At 43.7% G+C, this 26,637-nt stretch carries 26 protein-coding genes; 6 read left to right on the top strand and 20 right to left on the bottom strand.

Annotated features, from left to right (window positions below):
* Nucleotides 1-522 precede the first annotated feature (522 nt).
* The 4 genes from F0231_RS18685 to F0231_RS18670 form a co-directional block, all read right to left on the bottom strand.
* Complete coding sequence (locus tag F0231_RS18685) at nt 523-774, bottom strand: hypothetical protein (RefSeq protein WP_171761205.1); 252 nt, start codon at nt 772-774, stop codon at nt 523-525.
* On the bottom strand, nt 774-2,498 hold the full coding sequence (locus F0231_RS18680; protein WP_171761204.1) for an SgrR family transcriptional regulator: 1,725 nt from the start codon (nt 2,496-2,498) through the stop codon (nt 774-776). Before F0231_RS18680 ends, F0231_RS18685 begins: the two co-directional genes overlap by 1 nt.
* 78 nt (nt 2,499-2,576) lie before the next feature.
* Entirely contained in the window at nt 2,577-2,810 is a 234-nt protein-coding gene (locus tag F0231_RS18675; RefSeq protein WP_171761203.1) for a DUF3389 domain-containing protein, read from the bottom strand.
* Nucleotides 2,807-3,259, bottom strand: a complete 453-nt coding sequence (locus F0231_RS18670) for a hotdog fold thioesterase (RefSeq protein WP_171761202.1) — start codon at nt 3,257-3,259, stop codon at nt 2,807-2,809. The genes F0231_RS18675 and F0231_RS18670 overlap by 4 nt, the downstream gene beginning before the upstream one ends.
* Nucleotides 3,260-3,352: 93 nt before the next feature.
* On the opposite strand from F0231_RS18670, the gene F0231_RS18665 reads away from it, so the two are divergent.
* Nucleotides 3,353-4,141: a M48 family metallopeptidase gene (locus tag F0231_RS18665; protein ID WP_171761201.1), complete on the top strand. Its 789-nt coding sequence runs from the start codon at nt 3,353-3,355 to the stop codon at nt 4,139-4,141.
* A 53-nt stretch (nt 4,142-4,194) separates the two neighbouring features.
* On the opposite strand, the gene F0231_RS18660 is transcribed toward F0231_RS18665, so the two are convergent.
* Complete coding sequence (locus F0231_RS18660; RefSeq protein WP_171761200.1) at nt 4,195-5,277, bottom strand: site-2 protease family protein; 1,083 nt, start codon at nt 5,275-5,277, stop codon at nt 4,195-4,197.
* A 265-nt stretch (nt 5,278-5,542) separates the two neighbouring features.
* Here F0231_RS18660 and F0231_RS18655 point away from each other — a divergent pair, with 265 nt between their 5' ends.
* Nucleotides 5,543-6,100 (top strand): PhnA domain-containing protein, encoded by a 558-nt coding sequence (locus tag F0231_RS18655; RefSeq protein WP_171761199.1) that lies wholly within the window; start codon nt 5,543-5,545, stop codon nt 6,098-6,100.
* Nucleotides 6,101-6,187: 87 nt separating this feature from the next.
* On the opposite strand, the gene F0231_RS18650 is transcribed toward F0231_RS18655, so the two are convergent.
* From F0231_RS18650 to F0231_RS18605, 10 genes are all read right to left on the bottom strand, one after another.
* On the bottom strand, nt 6,188-6,919 hold the full coding sequence (locus tag F0231_RS18650; RefSeq protein WP_171761198.1) for a hypothetical protein: 732 nt from the start codon (nt 6,917-6,919) through the stop codon (nt 6,188-6,190).
* A 230-nt stretch (nt 6,920-7,149) separates the two neighbouring features.
* Complete coding sequence (locus tag F0231_RS18645; protein ID WP_171761197.1) at nt 7,150-8,463, bottom strand: MATE family efflux transporter; 1,314 nt, start codon at nt 8,461-8,463, stop codon at nt 7,150-7,152.
* Between the two features lie 108 nt (nt 8,464-8,571).
* Nucleotides 8,572-10,308: an ABC transporter permease subunit gene (locus F0231_RS18640; protein ID WP_171761196.1), complete on the bottom strand. Its 1,737-nt coding sequence runs from the start codon at nt 10,306-10,308 to the stop codon at nt 8,572-8,574.
* 4 nt (nt 10,309-10,312) lie between these two features.
* Complete coding sequence (locus tag F0231_RS18635; protein ID WP_171761195.1) at nt 10,313-11,818, bottom strand: ABC transporter substrate-binding protein; 1,506 nt, start codon at nt 11,816-11,818, stop codon at nt 10,313-10,315.
* A 39-nt stretch (nt 11,819-11,857) separates the two neighbouring features.
* Nucleotides 11,858-12,655: an ABC transporter ATP-binding protein gene (locus tag F0231_RS18630; RefSeq protein WP_171761194.1), complete on the bottom strand. Its 798-nt coding sequence runs from the start codon at nt 12,653-12,655 to the stop codon at nt 11,858-11,860.
* Nucleotides 12,656-12,662: 7 nt separating this feature from the next.
* A complete protein-coding gene (locus F0231_RS18625) occupies nt 12,663-13,427 on the bottom strand; it encodes an ATP-binding cassette domain-containing protein (RefSeq protein ID WP_171761193.1) in 765 nt (254 codons plus the stop codon).
* Nucleotides 13,428-13,561: 134 nt separating this feature from the next.
* Nucleotides 13,562-14,260, bottom strand: coding sequence for a DUF1223 domain-containing protein (locus F0231_RS18620; protein ID WP_171761192.1), 699 nt, complete (start codon nt 14,258-14,260; stop codon nt 13,562-13,564).
* Nucleotides 14,261-14,382: 122 nt separating this feature from the next.
* Nucleotides 14,383-14,577 (bottom strand): hypothetical protein, encoded by a 195-nt coding sequence (locus F0231_RS18615; protein WP_171761191.1) that lies wholly within the window; start codon nt 14,575-14,577, stop codon nt 14,383-14,385.
* Between the two features lie 286 nt (nt 14,578-14,863).
* Nucleotides 14,864-15,823: a TerC/Alx family metal homeostasis membrane protein gene (locus F0231_RS18610; RefSeq protein ID WP_171761190.1), complete on the bottom strand. Its 960-nt coding sequence runs from the start codon at nt 15,821-15,823 to the stop codon at nt 14,864-14,866.
* 469 nt (nt 15,824-16,292) lie between these two features.
* Entirely contained in the window at nt 16,293-18,044 is a 1,752-nt protein-coding gene (locus F0231_RS18605; RefSeq protein WP_171761189.1) for a bifunctional UDP-sugar hydrolase/5'-nucleotidase, read from the bottom strand.
* A 229-nt stretch (nt 18,045-18,273) separates the two neighbouring features.
* On the opposite strand from F0231_RS18605, the gene F0231_RS18600 reads away from it, so the two are divergent.
* Nucleotides 18,274-19,905: an ATP-dependent endonuclease gene (locus tag F0231_RS18600; RefSeq protein ID WP_171761188.1), complete on the top strand. Its 1,632-nt coding sequence runs from the start codon at nt 18,274-18,276 to the stop codon at nt 19,903-19,905.
* Nucleotides 19,906-20,005: 100 nt separating this feature from the next.
* Here the strand turns inward: F0231_RS18600 and F0231_RS18595 are convergent, their stop codons facing one another.
* Both F0231_RS18595 and F0231_RS18590 read right to left on the bottom strand, forming a co-directional pair.
* The gene (locus tag F0231_RS18595; protein WP_171761187.1) at nt 20,006-20,488 is read right to left on the bottom strand and encodes a DUF1097 domain-containing protein; all 483 of its coding nucleotides are present in this window, start codon (nt 20,486-20,488) and stop codon (nt 20,006-20,008) included.
* Nucleotides 20,489-20,660: 172 nt separating this feature from the next.
* Nucleotides 20,661-21,566 carry a LysR substrate-binding domain-containing protein gene (locus F0231_RS18590; RefSeq protein ID WP_171761186.1) on the bottom strand — a complete coding sequence of 302 codons (906 nt, stop codon included), beginning with the start codon at nt 21,564-21,566 and terminating at the stop codon, nt 20,661-20,663.
* Between the two features lie 253 nt (nt 21,567-21,819).
* On the opposite strand from F0231_RS18590, the gene focA reads away from it, so the two are divergent.
* Nucleotides 21,820-23,271 carry a formate transporter FocA gene (gene focA, locus F0231_RS18585; RefSeq protein WP_171761185.1) on the top strand — a complete coding sequence of 484 codons (1,452 nt, stop codon included), beginning with the start codon at nt 21,820-21,822 and terminating at the stop codon, nt 23,269-23,271.
* Nucleotides 23,272-23,400: 129 nt separating this feature from the next.
* On the opposite strand, the gene F0231_RS18580 is transcribed toward focA, so the two are convergent.
* The 3 genes from F0231_RS18580 to F0231_RS18570 all read right to left on the bottom strand — a co-directional run bounded on the left by F0231_RS18580 (nt 23,401) and on the right by F0231_RS18570 (nt 24,908).
* The gene (locus F0231_RS18580) at nt 23,401-23,970 is read right to left on the bottom strand and encodes a YceI family protein (RefSeq protein WP_171761184.1); all 570 of its coding nucleotides are present in this window, start codon (nt 23,968-23,970) and stop codon (nt 23,401-23,403) included.
* On the bottom strand, nt 23,967-24,506 hold the full coding sequence (locus tag F0231_RS18575) for a cytochrome b (RefSeq protein ID WP_171761183.1): 540 nt from the start codon (nt 24,504-24,506) through the stop codon (nt 23,967-23,969). Before F0231_RS18575 ends, F0231_RS18580 begins: the two co-directional genes overlap by 4 nt.
* A 153-nt stretch (nt 24,507-24,659) precedes the next feature.
* Nucleotides 24,660-24,908, bottom strand: coding sequence for a DUF2164 domain-containing protein (locus tag F0231_RS18570; protein ID WP_171761182.1), 249 nt, complete (start codon nt 24,906-24,908; stop codon nt 24,660-24,662).
* Nucleotides 24,909-25,012: 104 nt separating this feature from the next.
* Between F0231_RS18570 and F0231_RS18565 the strand changes: the two genes are divergently transcribed.
* Together F0231_RS18565 and F0231_RS18560 are read left to right on the top strand one after the other, a co-directional pair.
* Nucleotides 25,013-25,648, top strand: coding sequence for a hypothetical protein (locus tag F0231_RS18565; RefSeq protein ID WP_171761181.1), 636 nt, complete (start codon nt 25,013-25,015; stop codon nt 25,646-25,648).
* 74 nt (nt 25,649-25,722) lie between these two features.
* Entirely contained in the window at nt 25,723-26,514 is a 792-nt protein-coding gene (locus F0231_RS18560; RefSeq protein ID WP_171761180.1) for a lipase, read from the top strand.
* The last annotated feature ends 123 nt before the right edge of the window (nt 26,515-26,637 follow it).

Here is a 26,637-nt window from a genome sequence, read left to right as displayed (position 1 = left end):
TGTCTTAGAAACATAAAAAATCCGAGTGCATGGAATACACTCGGATTTTGACACCTTGGAAGGATCGTTCAACCGATCATTTAACCCTTAACTGATCGGCATTAAGCGTAATGCTGGCTTTTTTAGGTTTTGTATCTAACTTATTGATTTACCTATCTTAGAAAACAAAAAAGCCCCTATTTAAGGAGCTTTTATCGAAAACATTTGCTAAAAAGATTTAGAAAAATGAGGCAAATGTTCGGATTATTTAGCGCTTGCCATCTCTTTTTTAACCATTACAGCTGCAGCAACGATAAAAGTGACAATAAGACCTAGTTCCATTGTGAACCTCTGAAGTAAATTAGGAAAAACCGAATAATAACTGCGGGTATTCTAACACCTTTACAAAACAATGAAACCTCTTAACGAGATTTTTACGAATTTTATGGCCTCAGATCAAAATAGGCCCTCTCAGGCCCATTTCTTACACTTTGTGTTCTGTTTTTGAACAGCATATATGTTAATGAATTATGCTGGATTATCCTACTTCATTGTTACTTTACCGCCGATTATTTTGTATGCGGGCGTGCCACGAATTAATGTCTCTCGCGCAAATTCAACGTCGCATTGAGGGCATTTACAGGGCTCATTCGTAAAATCATCGACGATTCGCTCTTTAAAGCATTTAACTAATGAACCTTTTCCCCCTTTCCTATATTTAAACAGCTGTGTTTTACACTTCGAACAGTAGATATTAACGGTTTTAGTCGGCTGTTTCTTATTAGGTTTTGCCACTATTCACCCTCACTTGGTTTGTTCGGAGTTTCTTCTCTTGTGAGAGTTGGCTTAACCCAAACCTTACTGAAATCAAACCAGCCCAAAGCATTACATTTTGCATTCTGTAAGGAACCGCATTGATCTTTACTCACCCCTAACCAGCAGTGGAACATCGGAATCAACTGCATTTTTTCTACTAGAGATTTACCTAACTCTTTCGCAGGGAAATTAGCGTTTTCTGTTGCCAGCCACTGTGTGACCATATCCGTCCAGTAACTAAACGCTTCTTCGTTACTTAAGGCTTCAATATCACTGTAATTCATTAGCCAACCTGCTAGTGCATCGTCTCGGTTTGTCGCAATCCCCATCGGTTTAATCCAAATGTCGACTTCTGTGGTGTCTTCGACGGTTAAGTCATACTTGATTAAATTGACCGTTAACCCATCTTGCTTTAACAGTGTTTCGATGCACTTTACCAACGTCGGAAACATTGGATGCTGTCGATGGTAAGCAATAGTCACCGTTTTGTATGATGGCGGAGAGGTGTAGCCTTGCTTTGTATGGTGATACCAACCTGGTTTTAGACCATGAGCGGGTAACACCCCCAACTCAACGATCTTCTCTTGAGGTAGCTGTTGGAAGAGATTCAGCGTACTCAGTTTTTGGCTAAAATAGTTTGCCCAATCATTTGACGCAGCCAAGCCGTTCTTGCGATTTAACAACAAAAAAGTACAGCCGGGATCCAGTTCCACTTCATCACTGAATTCCGCCACACTTGGTTTTATAGGGCTTGATAGACTTGGGAACACCATTGACGAGTGCGCCTCATCGATGACCCAAACTTCCACTCGGTCAAGCAAAGGCCTGAACCCGAAATAACCATCGTATGCTTGGAGCACCAGGCGTTTATCATCATTCTGAATGACCTTATAAGGGCCTGTACCAATAGGGAAAAGATCGAAGTCCTCAGCTCTACTCTCTTTAGGTAGCATAATTTTCGCGCAAGACTCAGAAAGTAAAAGAGGCAACTTATAGTCATCATGTGTTAAGTGAAGATCGATAATTTGGCGACCTGGTGACGTTACGTTATCAATATGGGCAAATAGCTTTTTTGATTTTAATGCCAACAAGCAATCAACGACATTTTGCATTGTGAGCAAGTCACCATTATGAAAACGGACACTCGGACGAAGATAAAAGCGCCATTGCTTAGGCGTTATCATCTCCCAAGTATGTGCAAGATCGGGCTGGAGCTGTTCGTGCTCATCAATCTGCGTTAAACCACTAAAGATCTGCTGCGCGATATGCAGTTCAGATCGTCGCATTGGAGCGGTTGGGTTTAGGTTAGATAAAGGGCGATAATAAGGCAAACGAACAACTTGCTGCCCTTCTTGGTGAACAATACCTAGATAACTCTCAACCACTTGAGCAAGTTTGGCACTATCATGGTCGAGGACTTTTAACGCCTGACCGATTTTTCCTTCTTCTAAGTAACGTTTTGCTAAGTTTTCGCTGACATCAGCACGACTGCGTTTAAAGATGAGTTGGGACAACTTACCTCGACCCGGTGCTGGATGCCACTCTAGCCACCCTTCCTCTTCCATTTTATTAAGGACGATACGCGCATTTCGGCGGGTACAAAAAAGGATCTCAGTGATTTCTTCAAGCTGGACGCCTGAATCTTCACCTTTGTAGTGCTCGAAAAGCGTTTCGAATTGAACTCGGAGTCTTGGACTGCTCATAGAAAGAGGAAATCTCTAAAAATAGTGTTACTAGAGAGTTTCCTCGTTTAAAGCGAAAGGATCAAGTGGGAAAAAGGATTATTGGATTGCGATACCAATTTGTTGAGCAAGTTCGTTCAGTTGCTCTTCACTGTCTAACTTAATCGACCATTTTGTTTCGCTACCATTGGCAGTTATAACATTTGCACCTCTTCCAATAAGCGTTATCGTATCTATTTGAGCCTGCAGTGTCACCATCGCTTGGCCTTCAAGTTTAACCACGACCTCATGAGCTGTTGCGATTATCTTACCGCTAGAAAAAGAGATTATCATGGTTGGCTATTCTCCAACTTTTTACCCTTTTTTTGATTCTTTACCGCAATGGTCAATCGACTTGTGCACACCAGTCTTTCGCGCTCATCAGTAATGTTGATTTGCCACACTTGGGTCGAGACACCCAGATGAATAGGTGTCGCGGTGCCGATAACATGACCACTTCGCATTGAACGAACATGGTTAGCATTGATATCTAAGCCGACGCAGTAGCTGTCATTGTCTACACAGAAATTAGCAGCCACTGAGCCTAAGGTTTCAGCGAGTACAACAGATGCGCCACCGTGAAGCATACCTAACGGCTGATGAGTAATTGAGCTCACGGGCATCGTTGCTTGAATGTAATCATCGCCAAATTCGGTATAAATAATATTGAGATGCTCTATCAAGGTATTTTTTGACGTTTGATTCAGCACTTCTAGGTCAATTGGGCGTTTCCATATACTCATTGTTTGGGTCCAAAGCGAACTATTGTTACCAGTGATTGTAACCTAATGTTATGATTTACTATTCTATTTATTGCGTTTGAAATGGAGAATTCGATGCAAACGTGGTTAAAACTCTCAACAATTACCGCCACTCTTGCTATCGCTGCGTGTAGTGCTTCACCAACTGGTCGTAATCAGTTACTGCTTTTTTCTGACCAAGATATGAGTAATCTCGGTGCTCAGTCGTTTGAGCAAATGAAAGCAGATCAAAAAGTCACAACAAATACCAAAGCCAAAGCTTACGTCCAGTGCGTTACGGACGCCATTACCAGAAATGTACCCAAGCAACCTAGTTTTTCACAATGGGAAGTGGTCGTGTTCGACAGCAAACAAGTGAATGCGTTTGCCCTTCCGGGTGGGAAAATTGGCGTGTACACTGGTTTACTTGATGTTGCGGTTAATCAAGACCAACTCGCCACAGTCATTGGACACGAAATCGCACACGTTCTTGCTGACCACAGTAACGAGCGCCTTTCTCAATCCCAAATTGCCAATGCAGGATTACAGATCACCAACGTTGCATTAGGTGCCTCGGAATACGCGCAATATCAAGGGATGACGATGGCAGCCCTTGGTTTGGGTGTTCAATATGGTGTGCTCATGCCTTACGGACGTACGCAAGAGTCAGAAGCTGATATCGTTGGACTTGAGCTCATGGCCAAATCCGGATTCGATCCTCGTCAGAGTATCGACTTGTGGAAAAACATGGCTAAAACATCAGGTGGAAAACAACCGCCGGAGCTGCTTTCAACTCACCCTTCCCACAGTACGCGTATTCAAGACTTGCAAGCGAAGATCAACGCTATGCCAAATTACAATACACCGCGACCAAACTGTTCATAATTGGCCTATCAACATTAAAAAGGGAGCGACGTGCTCCCTTTTTATCTTTCTCGTTAGGTACCTAGAATGAGTAGTGGTAATTGCAGTAACTGATCGCCCGTTGAAGCAAAGAACCAAATAATACCGATTAAGCCAGCAACCAAACCTACATACCAAATCGCAGTAATGATTTGTCCATAACGGTCAAGAGGTAACAAATGGCTGTGATGGCGTCCTCGCCACTCAAAGACAATTTCAAGCATGCCCATAATCAACAAGAACCCAAACAGCGTTAACCCAAGCGAGTAACTCAATACTACGCCCCCTGCTGCTGCCGCGGTACAAAGCACAATCCCAGCGACACTATTCATCGAAAAACTGATGCTTTTTAAAACGTGGCCGCCATCTAAAGGCAATATTGGTAAGAGGTTGAATAGATTCAAAAATGCGTTAAATACCGCAAGACCAGCAAAGAACATTTCGCCAGTGATCAAGTAAACAACCAGTAATACTATAGAGAGAATAAGACCGAACATCGGCCCCATAATGGAGATGACAACATCCTGCCAACGCGTATTTATCTTCTCATCACTCAGCGCGAGTCCGCCTAGGAACGGTACTAGATAGATACCTTTAGTCTTCATGCCAAAGTACTTCATGGCTTTTACATGGCCGTATTCGTGGAATACCAAACAAGCGATTAACGCCAATGCAAATTGAAATGAAAACAGCCATGAATAGGCAGCTAAACTTGCTGATGCCAGTACCACTTTTATAAGCTTGGCACTTTTAAGCGCCTTCATGCCCAACGACACCAAACCAATTAAACTAAAACGTTTTTCAACAGGTGGTGGCGTGTGTGGCACTTGTTGCTCTATGTCTTTCGTATCGCGCGCGCCTTGTTGGATGGTCTCGCCATTAACGGAGGCATGGTATTCCAAAGTAAACGGCTGCCACACCAAAGAGGTTTCGAGTTTACAAGCGAGCTCTTGCTCCCCATTCATCAGTTTGAACTCATGGAAAGACTCTTTGCCTCGTTCCGCGCTAGCGTTTAGTTGCGACACTAACTGGTTATCCCAAAAGAGTTGTTGCCATCCGGCCATTGAACCTTCTAGACGAAGTGGCTTACCTAAAAATTCTATCGAGAGTAGTTCCAACTGCTGCGACCTATTAATTTGATATAAAGACTGCGTTGATTATGCCAATCAAGCCTATGAAGGTAAAGTTATCACTGTAATTGTGACATTGTCACGCAATGTAAGACACTGATGTGATTGAATTGTTGCTCAGAAAGATAACAAAAGTCAGAGCTTAGCAATTTTCTTTCAGTAAAACCTTTGCTATTCGGTATCCCCCTTTATTTTCGGTGGATAAAGTGCATAATACCCCCCGTAATTAACACCTAACAAATGTGAGTCCATTATGTCTTCTGAAGCTACTATGCTAGAACGCTGTCAATCAAAATGTGAATTGTGTGCTGCTGACGCACCTTTAACTGCATACGCTGTTCCACCACACAGCCACGTGACGGTTGATTACGGCATCATGGTTTGTGACAAGTGCCTAGGTGAGATTGAAGATCCACAAGACATTAACCACTGGCGTTGTCTAAACGACAGCATGTGGAGCCAAGTACCACCTGTTCAAGTAACAGCATGGCGTCAACTTACTCGCCTTAACTCTGAAAGCTGGGCGCAAGATGCACTAGACATGATGTACATGGAAGAAGAGCAAATGAACTGGGCAATGACTGGCATGTCTGCAGACGACAAACCATTCGATTGCAACGGCGTTGAACTTAAAAAAGGTGACGACGTAACGGTTATTAAAGACCTACCAGTTAAAGGCACTAACCAAGTAATCAAGCAAGGTACGGTTATCCGAGGCATCAGTGTTGGCGACGATCCTAAGCTAGTTTCTGGTAAAACAAACGGCGGTCAATCGATGTACGTTATCGCTGAGTTCTGCCGTAAGAAGTAATCACAAGTTACTCTCGACAGACAAAGCAAAGGCGCTCACTGGAGCGCCTTTGTTGTTTTTAACGTCTAGGAAGAGATCCTGCACTACTTAACCCTTATTTAAACAGTCCATATAGTAGTCGGGCCAGAAGTAATAAATGAGTTTTGCCTTATTAGACCAATCGACAACAAGGCCATCGACCCCTGCCCCAAATTGATAGAATTTCATTAAGTCACATGTTTCGAAAGTCGTGAAACGAGCAAACATACTCGCCCAGACGTTAGACTTAGAATTGTCGATCTCTTTGACTTGTGTTTGATAGAGGTGTTCGAACCCAGCAACCTTATACCCATCGTCCGCAAGTTGCGCTAAACCTCGTAAGTACTCATCAAAGGAGAGCTTTTCTTCAATCGGAGCATTGTATGAAATATAGAGGTAGAGGAATTTAGCATTAGGGTCACCTTTCTCTGCTGCATACCAAAGTCGATTCAGTCCACGTTTTTTGTCGCCACAAGCATAATAGTAACTGCCTAAAAAGTAGTACTTGAATGTAATCATGTCAGGGTATTGTTCGAAATTGCTGTCATCAAGCGTTTCGAGTAAGTCGTTCGACTTCTCAAAATCCAACTTAACACCAATTCCATAACGATATTTCAACGCGGCAAGGTAGTAATCAATCGGTTCAGAGAGTTGCTCAACACTGAATGACTCTAGTTCGTTCTCTACTCTTCCTTGCAAAGATTGCTTGGCCGTTTGCTGGAAAAAAGGCGCGCATTCACTCGCTAGTGAAGAGAAGGAAATGAGTAGAGTCAATGGAGCCAAGAGTCTTATGATATTCATTAGATTAACAGTTACTTTGTAAACTCAAACCATAATGAATATATGTACTGGTAATATCCATACTCATTATTCATTTACGTGCACAAGATGGCTATTTGAGTTACTCAATCTTCCCCGCTCCCGTTTGAATCGCTCAAATCTACCTGCCGATGAACCCATGCAGCAACGGTGCAGAACAAAAGTGACGACGTAACGGCTCTCAAAGACCTACCAGAGCGTCTTTGTTGTTTCTAGCTTGTCGGAAGACACTTGTCTCTCACCTTCCCTATATATGGATATAAGAAGAGAAAACGTCCGATGTAAAACAGCGTGAATGCGAGCCATAATCCGTGGTTGCCCCAAATCGGAACCATCAAAAATTGCACAGCGAGAAAGACTAGCAACGTCATGGCTGTGGAGTTTCTTACTGGGCGAGTTGTTCCTGTTCCAGTGAAAATACCGTAGAAGGTTAATCCGTACCCTGCTACTAGCGGGAAGACCAACAGCCAACGGGACATATCTTCGTAGATCGCAATCAGCTCAGGTAGTGTTGTAAACAGCATTACAATCTGAGATTTAAATATCCAAGTAAGCAGCGTCAATACGACCACAAATGCCGTTGTCCATACAGTAGTCAGCTTGAGAACTTGTTTGAGTAACGCTGGATTCTTTTGACCGACTGCTTTACCTGCAAACACGCTTGAAGCATTGGCAACGCCATCATACATATAGCTGATTATGAAAGTGACTTGCATCAAAATTGCGTTAGCCGCGAGCACATCAGCACCCAGCTGAGAACCTACACGGGCGAACATATTGAAAAATGTCAGCAGACACACTGTTCTTAGTAGTAAGTCGAGATTAGAAGAGACAATCACATTTAAATCTGCTCGACTCATTTTTGCAGTATCAAGATACTTGAGCAGAGAGAAACTGCATGTTTTGACGACAAGAAGAGCACCAATCGCAAATGTCGATACTTGCGCGATCAGCGTAGCGTATGCGACACCAGCGATTCCTAGATCCAGATAAAGCACAAAGATGATATCTAGTACGATGTTAAGCACATTGCCAAACACCTGTGTATAGAGTGTTTCTTTGGCTTTCGCCTGCCCCATTAACCAACCGATGACGGTGTAATTAAGCAGGACAAAAGGCGCGCCGAAGATCATGATATCAAAATAGACTTGAGCGCTATCGGCCACCGCTGACTCTGGGTTGATGATCAACAGTGCTCCTTGCCATATTGGTGCTTGAAGCAGAATAAATACACACCCTACTGCAAAGGCTAAAATGGCAGGCTGAAACAAACTACTAGCAATATCTCTATTCGAGTTTTTACCTAACGCAATCGCACTTTGACCTGTCGTGCTGACACGGAAGAAACCGAACAACCAATATAAGGTATTCATGATAACGGTACCGATCGCCACACCACCGAGAAGTTCAGCAACGCCCAGTCGACCGATGACTGCCGTATCCACAGCCCCGAGCAGTGGTTGTGTCATAGTCGATACGATAAAAGGTAACGCGATCTTAAAATAATCTTTATGAGATAAGGTCATGATTTAATCTTGGAAGTGTCTATAACTCGATAATGGCTCCTGAAAGAGTGCTTGGGGCCAATATCGAATCATGAAAGTTGAGACGGCATTATAGAATGATAATCGTTATCAGTCATCAAATAACAAGTTGATTGCGATGCCTAATAAGACTAACCCACCTATGGGTAACAAGACAGCTTGTGGCGCGCGTTCTATGTATGGAAGATTCTCTGCAATCAATAAGCCCCACTCTGGTGACGGTGGCTTTACCCCCAAGCCGATAAAGCTCAGTGATGTAAGGCTTAATGTAATGACTGGCAGTCGCAATAGAGCGTGCCTAAACAAAGGCGGGAGTATATAAGGCAATGTGTAGTACCTTAGAATGCGCCACTGACTTGTTCCCCAAGTTGGGGCCAAATGCGTCGAAGGATGTGCTTTTGCCTCACGGACTAAACTTGCACAATGTGCCGCCAACGGAGCCCAAGAGACGAGAACAATAGCGATCAAAGCGCTATTAGGGTTCATATTCGTCAGACCTGCCACCAGCAATCCCGCAATAATGTATGGAATACCCTTGGTGATCTCGATTAAGCCCTGTGTATATCGAGTAAAAAATCCCATGAACATACCGACTATCAACGCTAAAGCAGTAGCGATTATGCCTGCGTGAACGGTTGATAGCATCCCCATGCCTACTCGAGCTAGTAGATCGCGTCCTATCGCATCGGCCCCAAACGGCGCAGCAAAACTTGAATTTTCTAATCGCATAAATTGACTCGTAAACGGGTCACGGATTGACGCCCACAACACACAACCAATCATTAATGCAAAAATAGAGAAACTCGCCAAACGTTTCGCTTTACTCTTGGTGAAGCTAAATGTCGAATGGGTACTGATCAACTTACCACTAGACAATGCATTCCCAAGAATGGTTTTCTCAACAAATAAACTCAAACTGCTGATCAGAATCGAGAATGCAAAAAGCGCTAACAAACCACCTTGGAGTACGGGCAAATCTTGGGCTTTTACCGCTCCAAGCAACAAACGTCCTAACCCTGGGATAGAAAAGATCATTTCGACCGCAACGGCGCCGCCAGTTAAGCCAATAATGATCATCGCAACCTGTGAAACGAGATTACTCAACGCTCTCTTTACAGCAAAACGTGCAATCTGCCACGGTTTAATGTTGGCAGCTAACCAAGTGATTACCCAAGGCTCATTCAGCACTCTCTTCAAACTATCATTTAACAGGCGACTAAAGAGCCCGCTTGCAGGTAGTGCGAGCGCTAAACACGGTAACCATAGATTTTGGATACCTTGCCAGCCAAACGGCGGAAACCAACCTAACCAGATAGAGAAGAATAGAATCAAAAGAGAGGCAATCACATACTCTGGCAATGCGACCAGCACAGAACTCAAACTGTTGTGTCCTGAGTCTAATTTCCCCTTGAACCACCGCCTTATCGTGTACAGCGCACTAACCAACGACAAAACAGCAGCCATTCCTAACGTTGTCGCCATCAAAAATAGTGATGTTTTGGTTGTAGATAGGACACTTTGCGATACGGATGAGCCGTCAATCCATGAACGACCTAAATCACCTTGAATCACACCCATGAACCAATCCCAAAGCCTTTGTGTTGCACTTCGGTCTAGTTGAAGGTCTTCCCTGATTGCTTGTAGTGCTTCGGCCGTAAGCAGTTGCTGTTGCCCTGACCTCGCTCTTAATATTGACTGAGAAGGATCAATGCCCGCAATATCAGGCATCAATCCAACTAAGATCACAACCGCAATCAAAGAAAGCAGTCGTGATAGCCAAGGCAAAAGTGCGTTAAAGCCTACTCGCAGCGTAACTGCTGAGTGCATTAACTTACTGTACCTGAGTAAACTGAGTAACTAAGCGGCGTTCACGTGGGTCGCGCTCAACGTTGCTTACTGATGGTGTTTCACCTTGAATTACACGCTCATGCAGTAACGGAATCGCTGCGTAGTCTTCAAGAATCTTGCGTTCCGCTGCGATAATTGCTTTGTTACGAAGCTCACCAAGTGGTTGTAGATCAGCATTATCTAACGCTTTGTCTACTGATTCAGAACAGTATAAACCAAGGTTGAATGAACCATCACAGCTGAAGTCACTTTGCATGTACGCCACTGGGTCACCAGAATCGAGCACTGTTGCACGTGACAAGATGAAGGCATCAAACTTACCTGCCAACGCGTCATTTTCAATTTGTGCATACTCACGAATGTCTAGCTCTACAGCAAAACCAGCTGACTCTAACTGTTGCTTTAAAATCGCAGCGACTTCAGGCAGTTCTGCTCGGTCAGTAAAAGTACCGATGACAATCTTCTCGCCCTTGGCTTTTTTCTGCTCTAACGTAGGCATATCAGCACGAAGTGGCGCAGCCCAAGCAAGTGCAGGACCTAAAAGACCTTGCGCGATATCTGCATGGTTCTCATAAACGGTTTTTACGATTTGTTCACGATCAACCGCTGCTGCGGCAATCTTACGCATTTCTAGCTGGCTGAATACATCAGAGGTGTTGTTTAAGTAAAGGGTATTGGTACGCGGCATAGCAACTTCAGTGAGAAGTTCTTTGTCGATCATAGCAATTTGAGAAACAGGAACAGCTTCTACAACATCAGCCTCACCGGTACGTAGTGCCGCAGCTCGAGCAAAACCATTTGGTACGTATTCAGCGATGATAGTTTCAACGTTGGCTTTTTCACCCCAGTAACCGTCAAAACGTACGAGTTTTGCGCTCGTTGTGCCGTTAATTTCAGTCAGTACAAACGGACCAGTACCCGCTTGAATAGAATTAACACGTCCATCTTCTTGGTATGCGCTCTTTGCCATGATTGCAAGTTGTGGGCTGGATAGACGGCTTGGTAGTAGAGGATCGTTAAACGTCGTTTTGATCTCTACTACACGGTCAGAAATCGCTGTAACTTGCCACTCGATACCATCAAGAATACGCGGTTTTGGCGCGGCGTTCTGAGCCTTGTTTAATGCGTTTACAACCGTATCAGCATTCAGCTCTGAGCCATCATGGAATTTAACACCGTCGCGAATTGTAAACTCCCATGTCATAGGATCGGTTTGTTTCCACTCTGTCGCTAACATCGGTTGTGCTGAAGCTTCAGGGCTAAGGTTGACCAAGGTTTCTGCCGTACTCCAACGTGATAATTTGAATGCATCATCAGACAATGGCGACAAGCCTGTACGTGGAGGCTGCATCATCGCTAGGCGAATTTCAGATTTTACGGTCTGATCGGCCGACGCAACGTCTTCTGCTTGAGGTTTAGAGTCGAAGCAACCAGTCAATGGCAAGGCGACAGCAAGGGATAAAGCGATTTTTAGAGGGCTAAAACGCATGTTGTGGTCTCTTAATATGTTTGGTGTTTTATTTAATGTTTAAGTAAGCGTTAACGTGTGGGCATTCAGTAGTGCCCGACTTGTCGAATGTTTTGGCGAAGACATAATGTCAGCAGATGGCGCGTGTTCAGCGACTTCACCGCGATCTAACACCAATATCTCATCACAGAGGTAGTTGGCCGCGTTTAAATCGTGTGTGACCAAGATAAGTCTCATGTGATGTTTCGTCTGTAGACTGATTAGTAGATCTAGAACTTGCTGCCGACTGATTGGGTCTAAGCTACTGGTCGGCTCATCAGCAACCAGTACGCAAGGTTCAATAATAATGGCTCGCGCGATGGCCACTCTTTGAGCTTGCCCAACGGATAAACGTGTCGGCGTTACATCGAGCAGCTTTTCACTTAAACCCACTTCTTGAAGTACAGACACAACCTTCTCTTCTTGATCTTCATATAGGCCAAGGTTATTGAGCGGCTCTAATAGAATTTGCTGCACCGTGTAATACGGGTTCAACGTCGTTTGAGGTTCTTGCGGTATCAACTGTATATGCTGACACAACGTCTTTCTTTGATTTGCATTTTGCCGCGATATTGCCTGACCACAGACATAAACTTCACCAGACGTCGGTGTTCTCAAACCGAAAAGTAACTCAATCAGTGTCGACTTGCCTGCCCCTGAAGGGCCAACAATTGCGATATTCTGTGTGTCGATAGATAAACTCAGCTGCTCAATCGCTTTAAAAGGTGTACCACCAAGCCACTTAGGCTTTGAATAATGATGAACACTGACATTATCAAAGTGGACTTGAGCAGAATTTGAGTGGGCATGTGAAGTCATGGTCAGTTTACTCAGCTAAAAGTCTCGTAAGTTCAACACAGTATGTATGTTGACTGGCTTTAATCGCCGTTCTTGGTTTCCCATAAGCGACTGGAGTACCGTCTGCAATAACAAGTATCTTGTCGCATGCTAATGCAGAATTTAAATCATGAGTGATTAACACCCCGCCGATATTGCGCTCTTTAACGCTCTTCAAAAATAGGGAAAGGATTTCTTGCTCAGTGATAGGGTCAAGCGCGCTGGTCAGTTCATCTGCGAATAGAATGTTGGATTGACCCAGCAGCGCCATCGCTATACAGATACGCTGACGTTGTCCACCAGATAGCTGACTTGGATATAAGTGCAATATAGAATCAGGGTCCGAAAAGCCGAGCTTTTTCAGTAGCGTAAAGACTGCACTTTGACCTTGTCCATTTAAACGTGTCTTTCCTGACGAATAGGCCAAGCTCAGTTGATGTTCTATTGAAGCGAGCGGATTGAGTGACTTAAGCGCGTCTTGAAAGATCACCGCAGGTCGCTGCAAAGAATTTCGTTGTAGCATTGGGGTATGACTAACGTCTATACCGTCAATCTCGATACTTCCCTGAGCTTCAACATCGGTTGGCAAGAATCCAGCGATGGCCTTAGAGAGCATCGACTTACCCGTACCAGATGGCCCCATTAATGCGAGCACTTCTCCTGGAAAAAGATCAAAGGCGATATCTTCGAATAGTACGCGCTTTTGATCGCTTAATGAGAGTCCCTTTACAGACAACAAAGGAAGGGGGTTCACAGACAACAGTTCCAATCGTTATGTTATAACATCCGAATGCTATCACCGTTTTTTACTGAATAAAAGACTCATTAAGCAATCTACCTATAAATGCGTAGGTGGGTAATTAGGTGGTTGAATCACAGGTAAGACTCTTATTCAATCTTACCTGCAACTGTTTGAATTCTTGTAAACTGACCGGCTGGAGAGACCCAAGCAGCTACCGCATCTATTTGAGTTAAATCTCCGCTGTAAGAAAATCGCCACTGGCCTTTATCTGATCGTCCCTGCTCTCTTTCCATCACGATAAAATCATGGTCTAACGACTTTCCTCTATTTTCACCTGCTTTAATGATCGTTGTTTGATCATTGGACAAAAATAGAATCGTAGCGTCGAGTAACTGCTCTGAAGCAAATTTGAGTTCAAACTCATTCCCTTTCCTGATTAAGGTAATGCGCTGTGAAGGTTCAAGGTCATTAACAGGAAGGCTTCGGTTGACCCAGTTAAAGAATCCACGCCATTCTTTACCATCAACAACAAACCCCGGGGTATAGACACTTCCAACTACACCATACGCACTATAAAGTCTTTGCAGTTGAGAAAATTCCGCTTTGGCGAACTTGTCTTCCCATCCTAGGTAGTCCCAATAGTCAACATGATACACAACGGGAATGACGCTCTCCCATAGTTGCTCGTGTGTTTGCAGCTTAGAGATATAATGATCGGCTGGTGGGCAGCTAGAACACCCCTCCGAGGTAAACAGTTCGATAACTTGGGCTGGCTTACCTTCATGCGACCAAATTTGTCCTGAAGATAGTGAAGTCACGACAGAAAGTGCGATGAGAGCAGTCATAGAACGAATACCTATATTTGTGGGTTCGAACTATATGACCGCCTCTTGGCGTTTACACTTTCAATAGGCATAAAAAAACGCCAGCAATGATGCTGACGTTTTTTAGAATTCTTTACTCGTGATTAACGGTAAAGGCCGATATCTTTTTGCATGTGACCTGACAAGTCGTTAGCGTAGTATGCACGTGGCTCGCTGTTGTCAGTGAAAAGAATATCTAATAGGTGTGCAATCAATCCTTTGAAAGAAACCGCGTAGGTTTTTTTATCCATAGAGATAGGTGCTTCGATAGTACCGATTTGCATTGCTTGTGCTGCCATGATTGCCTCTCTATAAACTGTGTGATTCGTTTTGTTGAGGCAATAATAGGCAATAATTATCAGCTCAAAAAATGACTATTTTTTCAATTTCGAATTAGTTTTTCTAATAAAACAAACCATTAACAGGTCAAGATGCGCATAATTCAACCAAAATGAATAGAATTGCACTAAAGCAAATTTAGTGTGAATTAAAATTCCATTTGCATTTTAATAACCTGCCTTGCTTCACATTTATTTTACAATCAATTAATTCACAAGGCAGGATGTTCGTCGCATCTTAATTAGATTATCTATCAGAAACTACGACCTTTTTTTCAGACTCATTTCTTTGTTTTATGATCGACGCGACGACCGCAATCGTCATTGTAACCAAAAGTACAAGTAAGGAGACTGCTGTAGGGATTTCCCATTCCGAACCAACAAGCATCATCTTGATACCAATGAACACCATGATGAATGACAATGCCGGTTTGAGATAGATAAACTTATCCATCATCCCTTGCAGAACAAAGTACAGTGAACGTAATCCTAACAGTGCAAATACGTTGGCCGCTAACACCAAGAATGGCTCTCTCGTTACCGCAAAAATTGCAGGGATCGAGTCTAACGCAAACATAACGTCCATAAACGCGATGACTGCGATAACCACAAACATCGGTGTTGCGATACGCTTGCCCTGCTCTATCACTGTTAACGCATTGCCAGAGTAATTTTCTGATACAGGCACAAACTTACGAATGATGCGCTCAGGTAATGGGTTTATCTCATCTTCCCCTTTATCACGCGCCAACTGAATACCAGTCCAAATAAGGAACAACGCAAACACGTAAAGAATCCAGTGGTACTGCTCTAGAAGTTGCGCGCCTACTGCAATCATAATTGCACGAAGTACCAGCGCACCAATTACACCCCATAATAGCGCTCTAGGGCGCAAATGCTCAGGCACTGCATATTGGTGGAAGATGATTGCGAACACGAACAAGTTGTCGACACTCAGTGACTTCTCTAGTAGGTATCCAGTAATGAATGATACCGTCGCTTTTTGAGCACTGTAGTCACTGTTCGGCGCGTACACATCCCAGAAAAGATAAATCGTAGCCGCGAATAGAAACGCTAATGCGAACCAGAAAACGCTCCAAATTGCCGCTTTTTTGATTGTGATTTTGCCGCCGCGAGTCTGCCAAATATCAAGCACAACAAGAGCAAGTGTCAGTACACCGAAAGAGATGTAAGTAATTGGGGTCATGTTTCCTCCAAAGGCGGAGGGATCGAAGATAGATTGAATTGTGACGATCCCTACCGCAAACAAACAACTTACCTAGCGTAAAACCACTAGATAAAATTTGATTACGTTGGTCTCGTCGAAACAGCTTGTGAACCATTGAGTTCAAGCAAGATGCTTATACTTACCGGATAGAACGACGTCTAACGAGATGACGATAAGTAAACCAGAGGCGACTACTCCCCAAACAGGGCGGATTCTATTCCTGAAATTTGAATTCGTCTATATATAAAATCAAAAAGGAGCAAATTTTTGCTCCTTTTTTACAGAATCCAATCCAGAACGCGATACTACACGCCCCCGATAGGAACAAAGTAGACAAGTGCAGACCAAACGCCAATCCAACTTACGACGACGGCCACATCAATCCAATCTCTACTCCACATAATGCCCCCTGAGTATTCTCAATACAATGCATGAGCTCAGGGATTATTTAGCAACCTTTGTGCCATCCTGTGTTAAGCCGTTGTTTGGATTGTCGGTTGAGCACATCAGGGCAGTCAGTAAGCAATTGAGTAAAACAATCGGCCATTGAGGCGGTGGTCGTTATCCCTTCGCCTTCCATGTTCAAAATAGCCTCATAACCTTCTTTACCTTTCATCGTATAAGCCGATGAAGTTCCGCTATATATACGGTCAGGCTCAATTGGATTCAAATGACCATCTGCTTCAATCAAGCTCAAGCTCTTAACGCGTTCACCTTTTTTAGCATTTGGGTCATATTCATAAGACAAGTTGTAAACGTATGGGTAAGAACCGTCACCAGTTCCTTCTACACCATTATTCAGCGCATTGTTGATTGCACCTTCAAGAATAAGCGGCAAGAATTGCCCCTTTATCTGGTAAACACCAATTGGTACGGCAAAAGGAAGCAGTTTTCCGGCAACATCAGCGACAGAGACAGGCCCCGCATTTAGTGAGTTTCTTACCCCTCCAGCATTATGAATGACGAACTCGACTTTGTGGCCAAGTTTAGTCATCACATGCGCGAAAGATTCAGCGACCAAAGGGGCAAGTTCGCTCGGGCCTTGTTGATCAGGCACACGGATATGACGTAATTTAGAGTCTGCGTTAGCAATGACTGCTTTTTGCAGTTCGCGCACTTTCGAAATGTACTTTTCTTGAAGAATCGACTGGAGCTCAATGTCTTTCTTACATACGATCACATTGGCGTGATTATCAACAAATCGACGTGCCGTGGTGTAAGGTGTTTCATCGTAAGTTTCGCTCATGCTGGCGTCGATGAACAAACGTCTACCAAGGAGCAATTCATTCTTGCCGTTAAACGAAACGATTTCACCATCTTGGGCGAATTCAATATCACAATGACCAAGGCTCAATGAGTGATAGCCGGCCTGAACTACAAAGGTCTTGTTAACTTTTACACCGTAGTCGTCATCTTTGATTAACCCCAAGGCACTAAAGTCACCCTGTAACCTGTGGCTGTGACCACCAACAATAACGCTAATACCATCTACATGATTGGCCAAATCCAAATCGGCATCATAGCCCATGTGACTGAGCAGAATAATTTTGTTGATTCCTGCCGAGTGGATTTTTTCTACTGTTCGCTTTGCCGTCTCGATGGCATTAACAAAAGGCGTATCGAAATCAGGGTTGGAGATATCCGCCATCTTATCTAGAGCGAGTGAGAATATGGCGACATGTTCACCATCGACCTTTTTAGTGATCCAGTCAGCGGTTTTATCGTGCGCGTCAAAGCTATGCACCATCGAGTTGTTCGACAGTCTTATCGCCTTGTTTGGCAGTTCATTCGAAAGATCCCAGTTGCCCGCCAGTAAAGGAAAGTCAATCCGCTTGGCGAAGTCTGCAACAGGTTCATTCCCCATGTCCAATTCATGGTTACCAAGCGCCATGGCATCAATTTTTAGTGCATTGAGCATGGTCGCGTTGGCTTCACCTTTAAACAATGAGAAGTAAAGCGTGCCTTGAAAACAGTCCCCTGCATGCAGGAATAGAAACTCAGAACCTTGCTTGGCTGACTCTTCACGGAGTTGTTTTACACGTGTTGCGATTCGCGCAAACCCGCCAGCGCTAACAAATGGCTGAAGAGTTTGACCTGTAACATTGATGGTAAGTTGGAGTGACGTTGGTTCAAAGTATGAGTGCGTATCATTAATGTGCGCAATTCTAATATTTGTCGTTTTATTGTTTTTATCTGTCATATTTTCTCTCTCTTTTCACCGCCATCCTACCGCAAGCAATATGACAGATTCATTATATTTCACACTTATATTGAACATATCGTTTTATATACATGATTTTATATGATGTTTATCCAGATAAGATCACCCAGCTAAAGCTTATACATCACATCAACTTTGTGAGCTAAATGTCTGCTACTACTCAATTTTTCTATTATGCTAAAGAGAGACTGTCAGCTGGAGGGACTCAATGAAGCTTGAACGTATCGAGATTTCTGGTTTTCGTGGTATTAAGAGACTTTCTATTGCCTTTGATGAGCTCACCACACTGATTGGTGAAAATACTTGGGGTAAGTCCTCTCTACTTGATGCCTTATCTGTTGCTTTGCCCCCAGAGGGAGAACCCTATCAATTCGAGATGGCGGATTTTCATGTCGACTATTCCGTATCACACCCACAAACCCAACACCTTCAGATTGTTCTGAGCCTCGTCTCAACAGAGAAAAACGAGATTCATTCTGGCCGCTATCGAAAAGTTAAACCTATTTGGGTTCAAGATACTCAGGGGGTTAATCGCATTATTTACCGTTTGAGTGCGTCGAGAGACGGATACGATATCGTCACACGTTATTCATTCTTAGATTTAGACGGCAATCCACTTCGCCTTCACCATTCCGAAAAGCTCGCGCAAGAACTAATGACGCTTCACCCTGCCATTCGATTAAAAGATTCAAGGCGCTTCGAGCGCCCTATCATCAACACCAATGACGTTAACGCTCGTATTGAGAAACGTATCGACAATACCTGCCGCCGTTTAATGGCAATCCCTGGTCATGTAAACAAAGGCGAGATGAAGAGCAGTTTGAATTCGATGAGTGCGCTTGTTGACCATTACTTTTCATTCAAACCCAATGCACGCAAGAATCTACGAAAACAGCGAGATGGCATCTTTTTTACTGCGCCACCAGCGAAAAAAAGTATTACTGAAGTTGTCGAACAGACAAAGGATAGACAGACACGGTTGCTTTTTATGGGTCTATTAAATGCCTACCTGCAAGCAAAAGGCCCTACCACTCTAAGGCGATGTGCCCGTCCACTATTGATCATTGAAGATCCTGAAGGACGTTTGCACCCAACCCACCTCGCTCGTGCGTGGGGTTTATTGCAACTCTTGCCGATGCAGAAGATTCTCACAACCAACAGTGGCGATCTTTTGGGGCAAGTACCATTGTCGAGTATTCGTCGTCTCGTCCGTCAGTCAGACCGAACCATCACTACCTATTTGTCTGATCAAGGGCTAGGAAAAGATGAATTAAGACGTATTGGTTTCCATATCCGTTTCCACCGCTCGGGCGCTTTGTTTGCAAGATGCTGGCTGCTTGTCGAAGGGGAAACAGAAGTTTGGTTGTTCAATGAGCTGGCCAACCAGTGTGGCTACAATCTCGCCGCTGAAGGTGTTCAGATCATCGAGTTTGCTCAATCAGGTCTTAAGTCATTAATCAAAGTGGCCAAAGCCTTTGGTATAGATTGGCATGTCGTCACCGATGGGGATGCGGCAGGTAAAAAATACGCAACTGCCGTGAAAGCGTTACTCGAAAATGACCAGCAGCGACATCGTCTGACGGAGTTACCTGACCGTGATATTGAACATTACCTGTACAACAACGGCTTTGAATCATTTTTCAAAGAAATGGTTCGTATACCACTTGAACATCCGATTCCAGCGAAAAAGGTCGTTACCAAGGTCTTGAAGAAGTTCGCTAAACCCGACCTGGCTCTCGCGATCGTATCTCACTGTGAGCAAAAAGGCGTAGACGGGATCCCGATTTTATTACGCTGGACGCTGAAGCGAGTTGTCACCATGGCTAACGGCAACACATAAAAAAGCGGCACCTAACTAGGTGCCGCGTATCAAAATCGGGTGATACAAATCAATCGGGGGTAATCCTATTTCTCGGTAAAAATAGGAATATCTAAGGCTTCTAGCGCGTCTGTAAACGAGTATCAGCCTCAGCATGTTTGGACTTTTGATGTAACCATAAACCACTTGTTTTCATTAGGTAACCAAAGATGCCGCCTAAGATCAGAGATGGAATCACCAGCTTCCAATTACCGTCTGCCGCAAACGTTGCGCACGAACCGATAAAAGTTCCTGGGATGTAACCGAGCCAAGACTGCTTTGCTTGAATACACATAAAAAACGCAACGATGGCGGTAATCACATACCCCAGTATTTCTAGAGAAGCAAACTGCGAACCGTGAATGATCACCATTGCCCAGAAAACACCGCTCATATTCGTTATCAAACTTTCTGATAGCCCTTTTAAGCCATCGTTTGGTGACGCAAAGTAACTGGTACAACCCAAAAACCCCGCCCATGAAAGTAGCCCTAGCGAGATGGCAATCCATCCCCATAGACCTGACAAGATACCTGTTGTTAATGATATTGCGACCAAAGTGCTCATAACGCCTCGTTGTGTGGTTTCACACATCAAAAGTACAAGTCCGCATGATAGGTAAAACCCAGCACATTAAGTAACGAATAGATCACACTATTTAAGTAACAGACATAAGAACAATCATAGTTATTGTGATGCAATCGATATTTCAACAGAATTGGTAAATATGACTCAGCAGTTAAAAGACCGAAGGTTTTCCTTTCATCATTCTCGCCCCTTCACGTTTGATACATTCAACAAGCGGATTTTCGACCATATCTGCTCGCCATACAAACGACAGCGTTCTTTCAAGTTTCAGTTCAGGCACGTTCAGAGCCACTAACTGACCGCTCTCTATAAAGCGTTCCACATCAAGATAAGGTAGGCAGGTAATGTATTGACCGTGCTCAACCATACTACGCAGTACAGGAACGTGTTCGTACTCGCGCCAAACATCCAAATCTTCAATTAAATGTTGAATAGAGCTATCAAAAATCATGCGAGTACCACTGCCGTGCTCTCGAAGTACCCATTTTGCTTGTTCTAGCTGAGCAAGACTTACGGTTTCATGGCGTGCAAAAGGATGGTGAGCAGCGGCAACAACGGTCAAATGGTCGCGGCACCACTCTTCTTGTTGCAGTCGGTTATCATCACAGCGCCCTTCAATGATGCCAACATCGTATTTGTAGTCGAGAACACCTTGAATGACACTGTCGGTACTTTTGACCTTGAGTGAAATACGCATTTCCGGGAAAGAATTATCAATAATACTGATAAGGTCTGGTACTAGGTGCTCCGCCGGAGTCTGACTAGCGCCAAGTTTGACATGACCACTAAGTAAATGTTGTTCGTAGAACCCCATTTCGATTTGCTGAGCATCTTGCAACAGTCGCTTCGCTTTCGGTCGTAACCACATTCCCCAATGGGTAAGCGCCATCTGTTTACCTTGACGTTCAAACAAAGGTCTACCGAGCATTTTTTCTAACTGAGCAAGCGACATACTGGTTGCGGATTGGGTCAATGCGAGTTGCTCTGCGGCCTGACTAACACTTCCAGTATCGGCGACAGCATCAAAAACCGTTAGCTGCTTTAGTGAATAACGCATGGCGCTCCTTTTCTACTATTCCTCGTGAGCTTTACACCTTAAAAAGCTCTGATTACTTGCTGACTTTTCGTCAAATATACGCAAGCCGTTTCATTTTACTCTCTCTTTTCCCTATATCAATATTTTTGATAAGGATTCTAAAAATTATCAATTTTACCTGTAGGTTCGAGGTGATTAATCTGATTTGGCAGTCAACGAACAAGGGCTGCCTAATCAAGGAGATTAACTATGACATTCAACGTTGGGAGTGCTTATGTCTACAACCCAAACGAATAATCAATACTTTTCGCCGATGGAAATGATGGCTGAAGCTGAAAAGTTCGCACTCAGTAAAGCTAAGAAAAGCAGTGGTATGACACTTAGCTTAGCGGTCATGGCTGGCGCGTTCATCGGACTTGCGTTTCTTTTCTATATCACGGTGACAACGGGTACCGCTGATACAGGTTGGGGCCTAAGTCGGTTAGCAGGCGGTCTAGCTTTTAGTATGGGACTGATTTTGATCGTGATCTGTGGTGGTGAACTGTTTACAAGTTCCGTCCTTTCGAGCATTTCGTGGGCAAACAAACAAATCAGTTTTACAAAGATGCTCGCTGTTTGGGGAAAGGTATATGCAGGCAATTTTGTCGGCGCCATGTTTCTACTGGTTTTGGTTTCAGCTGCCGGTTTGTACCAAATGGACCATGGTCAATGGGGATTAAACGCTCTCAATATCGCGCAGCACAAACTGCACCATACACCCGTTCAGGCATTTGCATTAGGCGTGCTATGTAACCTTTTGGTTTGTTTAGCGATTTGGCTGACCTTTAGTAGTGCAAATGCATTAACCAAAGCAGCGATGACCATCATGCCAGTAGCGATGTTCGTCTCAAGTGGCTTTGAACACTGCGTCGCAAACATGTTTATGGTTCCGCTAGGTATCGTTATCCAGAACTTTGCTCCTGATAGCTTTTGGACACAAGTCGGAGTCTCCGCGAGCCAATACGCAGACCTCAACATTAAGCAGTTTCTGGTCGCGAATTTAATACCAGTGACACTCGGCAACATTGTTGGGGGCTCAGTTTTGGTCGGCCTTGCTAATTGGAGCATTTATCGCAGACCGCAACTTAAAGCAGCAAACATTCATTCAATTACAAAAACAACGCAAATTAATACGGCTAAGGAAAACACTATGAACAACAACATCACCGCAAAAGACGTAATGAACACCCACTCAGTCGTACTTCGTGCAGAAATGCCAACGGCAGTAGCGATCGACACCCTACTCGATAACCAACAAGTTAGTGCGCCTGTCTGTGACGTTGAAGGTCGATTGGTTGGCTTCTTCTCAGCGCATGACGTTATGGTTGATTTGTGGTGCCAAGATTACCTACCAGCAAAGGATCAAAAGGTGGTCGACATTATGGCAAGAGACGTCGTTGCTATCGATGCGAACGACAAATTGGTTGATGTCGCTGAGTTCCTTTGTATCGATAAAGAGCAACTTTACCCAACAACAAGCATGGGTATCGCAACGCAACTCACATCACTGTCTCTAGAAGAACGTGCAAAAGCAATGCGAGTACATAAGCCACATGTACTGCCTGTTTTAGAGAACGGTCAATTTGTTGGTGTAGTAACTCGTACTGATGTACTAGCAGCGATGCGCCCAATCTACGGTGAACGCGTTTCGATTGTTAAGCAAGAGCGTGAACTTGAAACTGCATAATACGTTGAAGTCAAAATAACTAAAACTCACTAACGACGTTACCGCTAGAAATTGGTCAGGAAATAAGTCGCTTGATCAAAAAAGCCCCCAAACATTTGCTTGGGGGCTTTCTTCGTAGAAAATCAACGCTTACTTTTTGATGCCTTCTACGTGTAGTTCCATATCAACATAGCTAGATGCACCCATCACTTTAATGTTGAAATCAGCCAATTCTAGGCGTGTTGTGCCGTAGAAGCCCGCACGTTCACCACCCCATGGGTCTTGACCTGCACCGATGAACGCAGCATCAATTGTGATTGGCTTAGTTACGCCGTGTAGGTTTAGATCACCATTCACTTCTAGCTTGCCATCACCCTTATCAACAACGCTTGTGCTCTTAAATGTTGCTGTAGAGTATTTTGATGCGTCAATGAAATCAGAGCTACGAATGTGCTTATCACGCTCAGCATGGTTTGAATCAAGGCTTGTTGTATCAACGTTTACGCTAACTACTGATGCCGTTACATTTGCAGGGTCGTAAGAGAACTCACCGTCAAACTTATTAAAGCGACCTTGAATAAAGCTGTAGCCTAGGTGGCTTACTTTAAAGTTCACAGAAGCGTGAGCTCCTTTTGTGTCGATCATGTAATCCGCTGCGCTTGCACCAAATGGTAATGCCATTACCATAGCCAGTCCTGTAGCAAATAACGTTTTTTTCATTTTGAAGCTCCTATCATCTTGCGTAGCGTGTTGTCTTTGTTAATAAAGTGGTGTTTTAGTGCAGCAATAGCGTGGACACCTGCAATCAGGATTAATGCCCAAGCTGCGTAAAAGTGAATTTCCCCTGAGAGATCGGCTTGCCCTTCAAACAAAGCTCCTAGACCAGGTACAGTGAATAAGTTGAATACATCAATACCGCGTCCATCTTCAGTCGAAATAAGATATCCAGAAATAAACAGTACAAATAAGATGGCGTACATGCCCAAGTGAGCCAGTTTAGCGCCAATCACTTCGTAAGCTGCGCCTTCCACCTTCGGTGACGGCGTAACAAGTTTCCAAACCAATCGGAATAACGTTAATCCCGCTAGTAGCAGTCCGATTGATTTATGCCAGTGCGGCGCGGTTCGATACCACTCACTATAGTAAGAGAGATCAACCATCCATAATCCAACACCAAACATTCCGAAGACAACTAAGGCTGAAAGCCAATGTATAACTCGTGCGATTGGGTTGTAGTTTTTAACACTTGGTTCCATCGGTTTACCCTGTCAGGTTAAATGCCTCTTGTTAAAATTTAGAGTACATTTCTCATCTTTGTTGCAACACATTATTTACTAATCTTTACACAGACTTAATCATTGTCAGTTGATTAAGTCGTTCGAAATATTTGAAGGAACTATTTTAGTCTTCTAAAACTCGCTAACTTGTTCAATTTCATAGATTTCATCAGCAATATCTATGATTTTGCGCTCCATTATTGATTGTGCATCTGCTAGGCCTTTGTTGTAGAACGCAGCGCCAAATTTATTGATGATAAAATCAAATAAAAAGTCCGCATCAAATTGCCCTATCTCTACATCTAACTCATCTTCTAAGTAGCGTTGAAGTTCGCTCGACATGGCTTCTTTTTGTTGTGACGTAAATTCAATCTTAGACATAAACCTCTAAAGCTCCGTACTATTTTGTCGACTAAGTGTAACGAAAGTTATCTGACGCATGTTAGTCTATATGCGGCTTACTGCTCATTATGGAGAGATGGATCTTGTTATTGGATGTACTCGTTCAGAGTGTTAATGAATTTCAAGCAGATTGTATGGCATTGTGCGAGAAGCACTACCCGACTATTCACAACAAAGGAATGAGTGAACATCACCTAGGCTTAGCTTTCGCACGTCGATTATCACGTACTTTGAACGAGTTTGGTCATGCCTATGACTACAAATCGATTGATGTTCCACACGCATCAGAGCTCCCACACCACTATCGCGTCAGCTCTGACATTGGAACAGTGTGGATTTTGACTTCCCATCTTGTCAGTGCCGGGCCTACCTGTCGTAAAAAGTTGTTCAAGACAATCGCACAATGGCAAGAGGAGTATGGTTTTGCCGTCCAACCCAATGACCTTTTACTGTTACTGACTGACCATTGGATTACGCGAAGCAAGCAAAGTCGTGAGTTGCTTCACTGGTGGACTGGTGAACTGCCTATCGAGATCGACGAATACCGTGTTCAGGGTATCTCACTGTATGAAAGTGAATCACAACTTGCTTACTCGCTCGACGAGCATTTTGGTTTGAGCCCTTACTTTGTTAAGTTTACCCACCCATTGAAGCGAGCAACCGATCAGCAATTAGTCCGTAAATACATTCAGCTTTATTCGGTCGTCCAACTGAGTTAACGCACTCTTTACCGTCATCACTCATTCATCTAGTTCGTCCATACTGTGTATAACGAGACGGATTAAGGTTGATTGTGAAGACACTTAAGCGTTATCAATATGAAAGGTATGCGGTGTTGTGTGACTTGTCCTACAAACCGCAGTTTGACCATACTCTTTATGGTTTTTCTAAAGACGGTCAGAGCGTCATTGAAAACCGCTTTGGTCAATCAATGATTCGAGTATTATCCAGCGCATCAAAGAGTGAAGCAATTGTCGTCATCAAAGGATCTCATAACGTCTATGACTGGTTGCTCAACATCGCGATTTGGCGAACGAACTGCAAAGATCTCAATCTCCCCTATTCAATCCATACTGGCTATCACTATCTACTTCGTCAGCAAAGCAAACCTAAACATCGGAACTGCACGACGAAAGATTCTGAAGTGATAGAACGATTATTCGAGGTATTGGGCCAATTAATCAAACAAGGAAAGCGCATCACATTTACTGGTCATTCGTCTGGTGGAGCCATTGGTTGTGTTTTGGCTGATAAGCTTGAACGAATGTATCCCAAGAGCGTGAAACGAGTAGTGACTTTTGGCCAACCTGCAATTGGAGGCTATCAGTTTAAGCGTCACTATCTGCTATCACACAAAACGTACCGGATTTGTTGTGATCTGGATATTGTTACCTTCCTGCCGCCATTTCCATTGCTTTACCTGCACGTAGGACGCATGCTCTGGCTTTACAACGGGAAGATTCATGAAAACACACCAACTGCTCGCAGGTTGTCTTTATCTTTTATCTCTTGGATAGCGAGACCATTTTCCTATCACTTGATGTCAAAATATATACGTAACAAAGACTTTTTCGATGAGCGGTGATGAGAGCTTACTCCCGAATTATAAAGGCTGGCAGAAGTTTACCTTTCAATCTAGATGAAACAAATTACACTGAGTTATGACATGATTTATTGATAATGCTATAACTTACACATTATGGCGATT

Source organism: Vibrio sp. RE86 (assembly GCF_013114545.1).
Taxonomy (GTDB): Bacteria; Pseudomonadota; Gammaproteobacteria; order Enterobacterales; family Vibrionaceae; genus Vibrio.
Note: the sequence above shows the minus strand (reverse complement) of the source record. Positions and strands in the feature narration are given on the sequence as shown.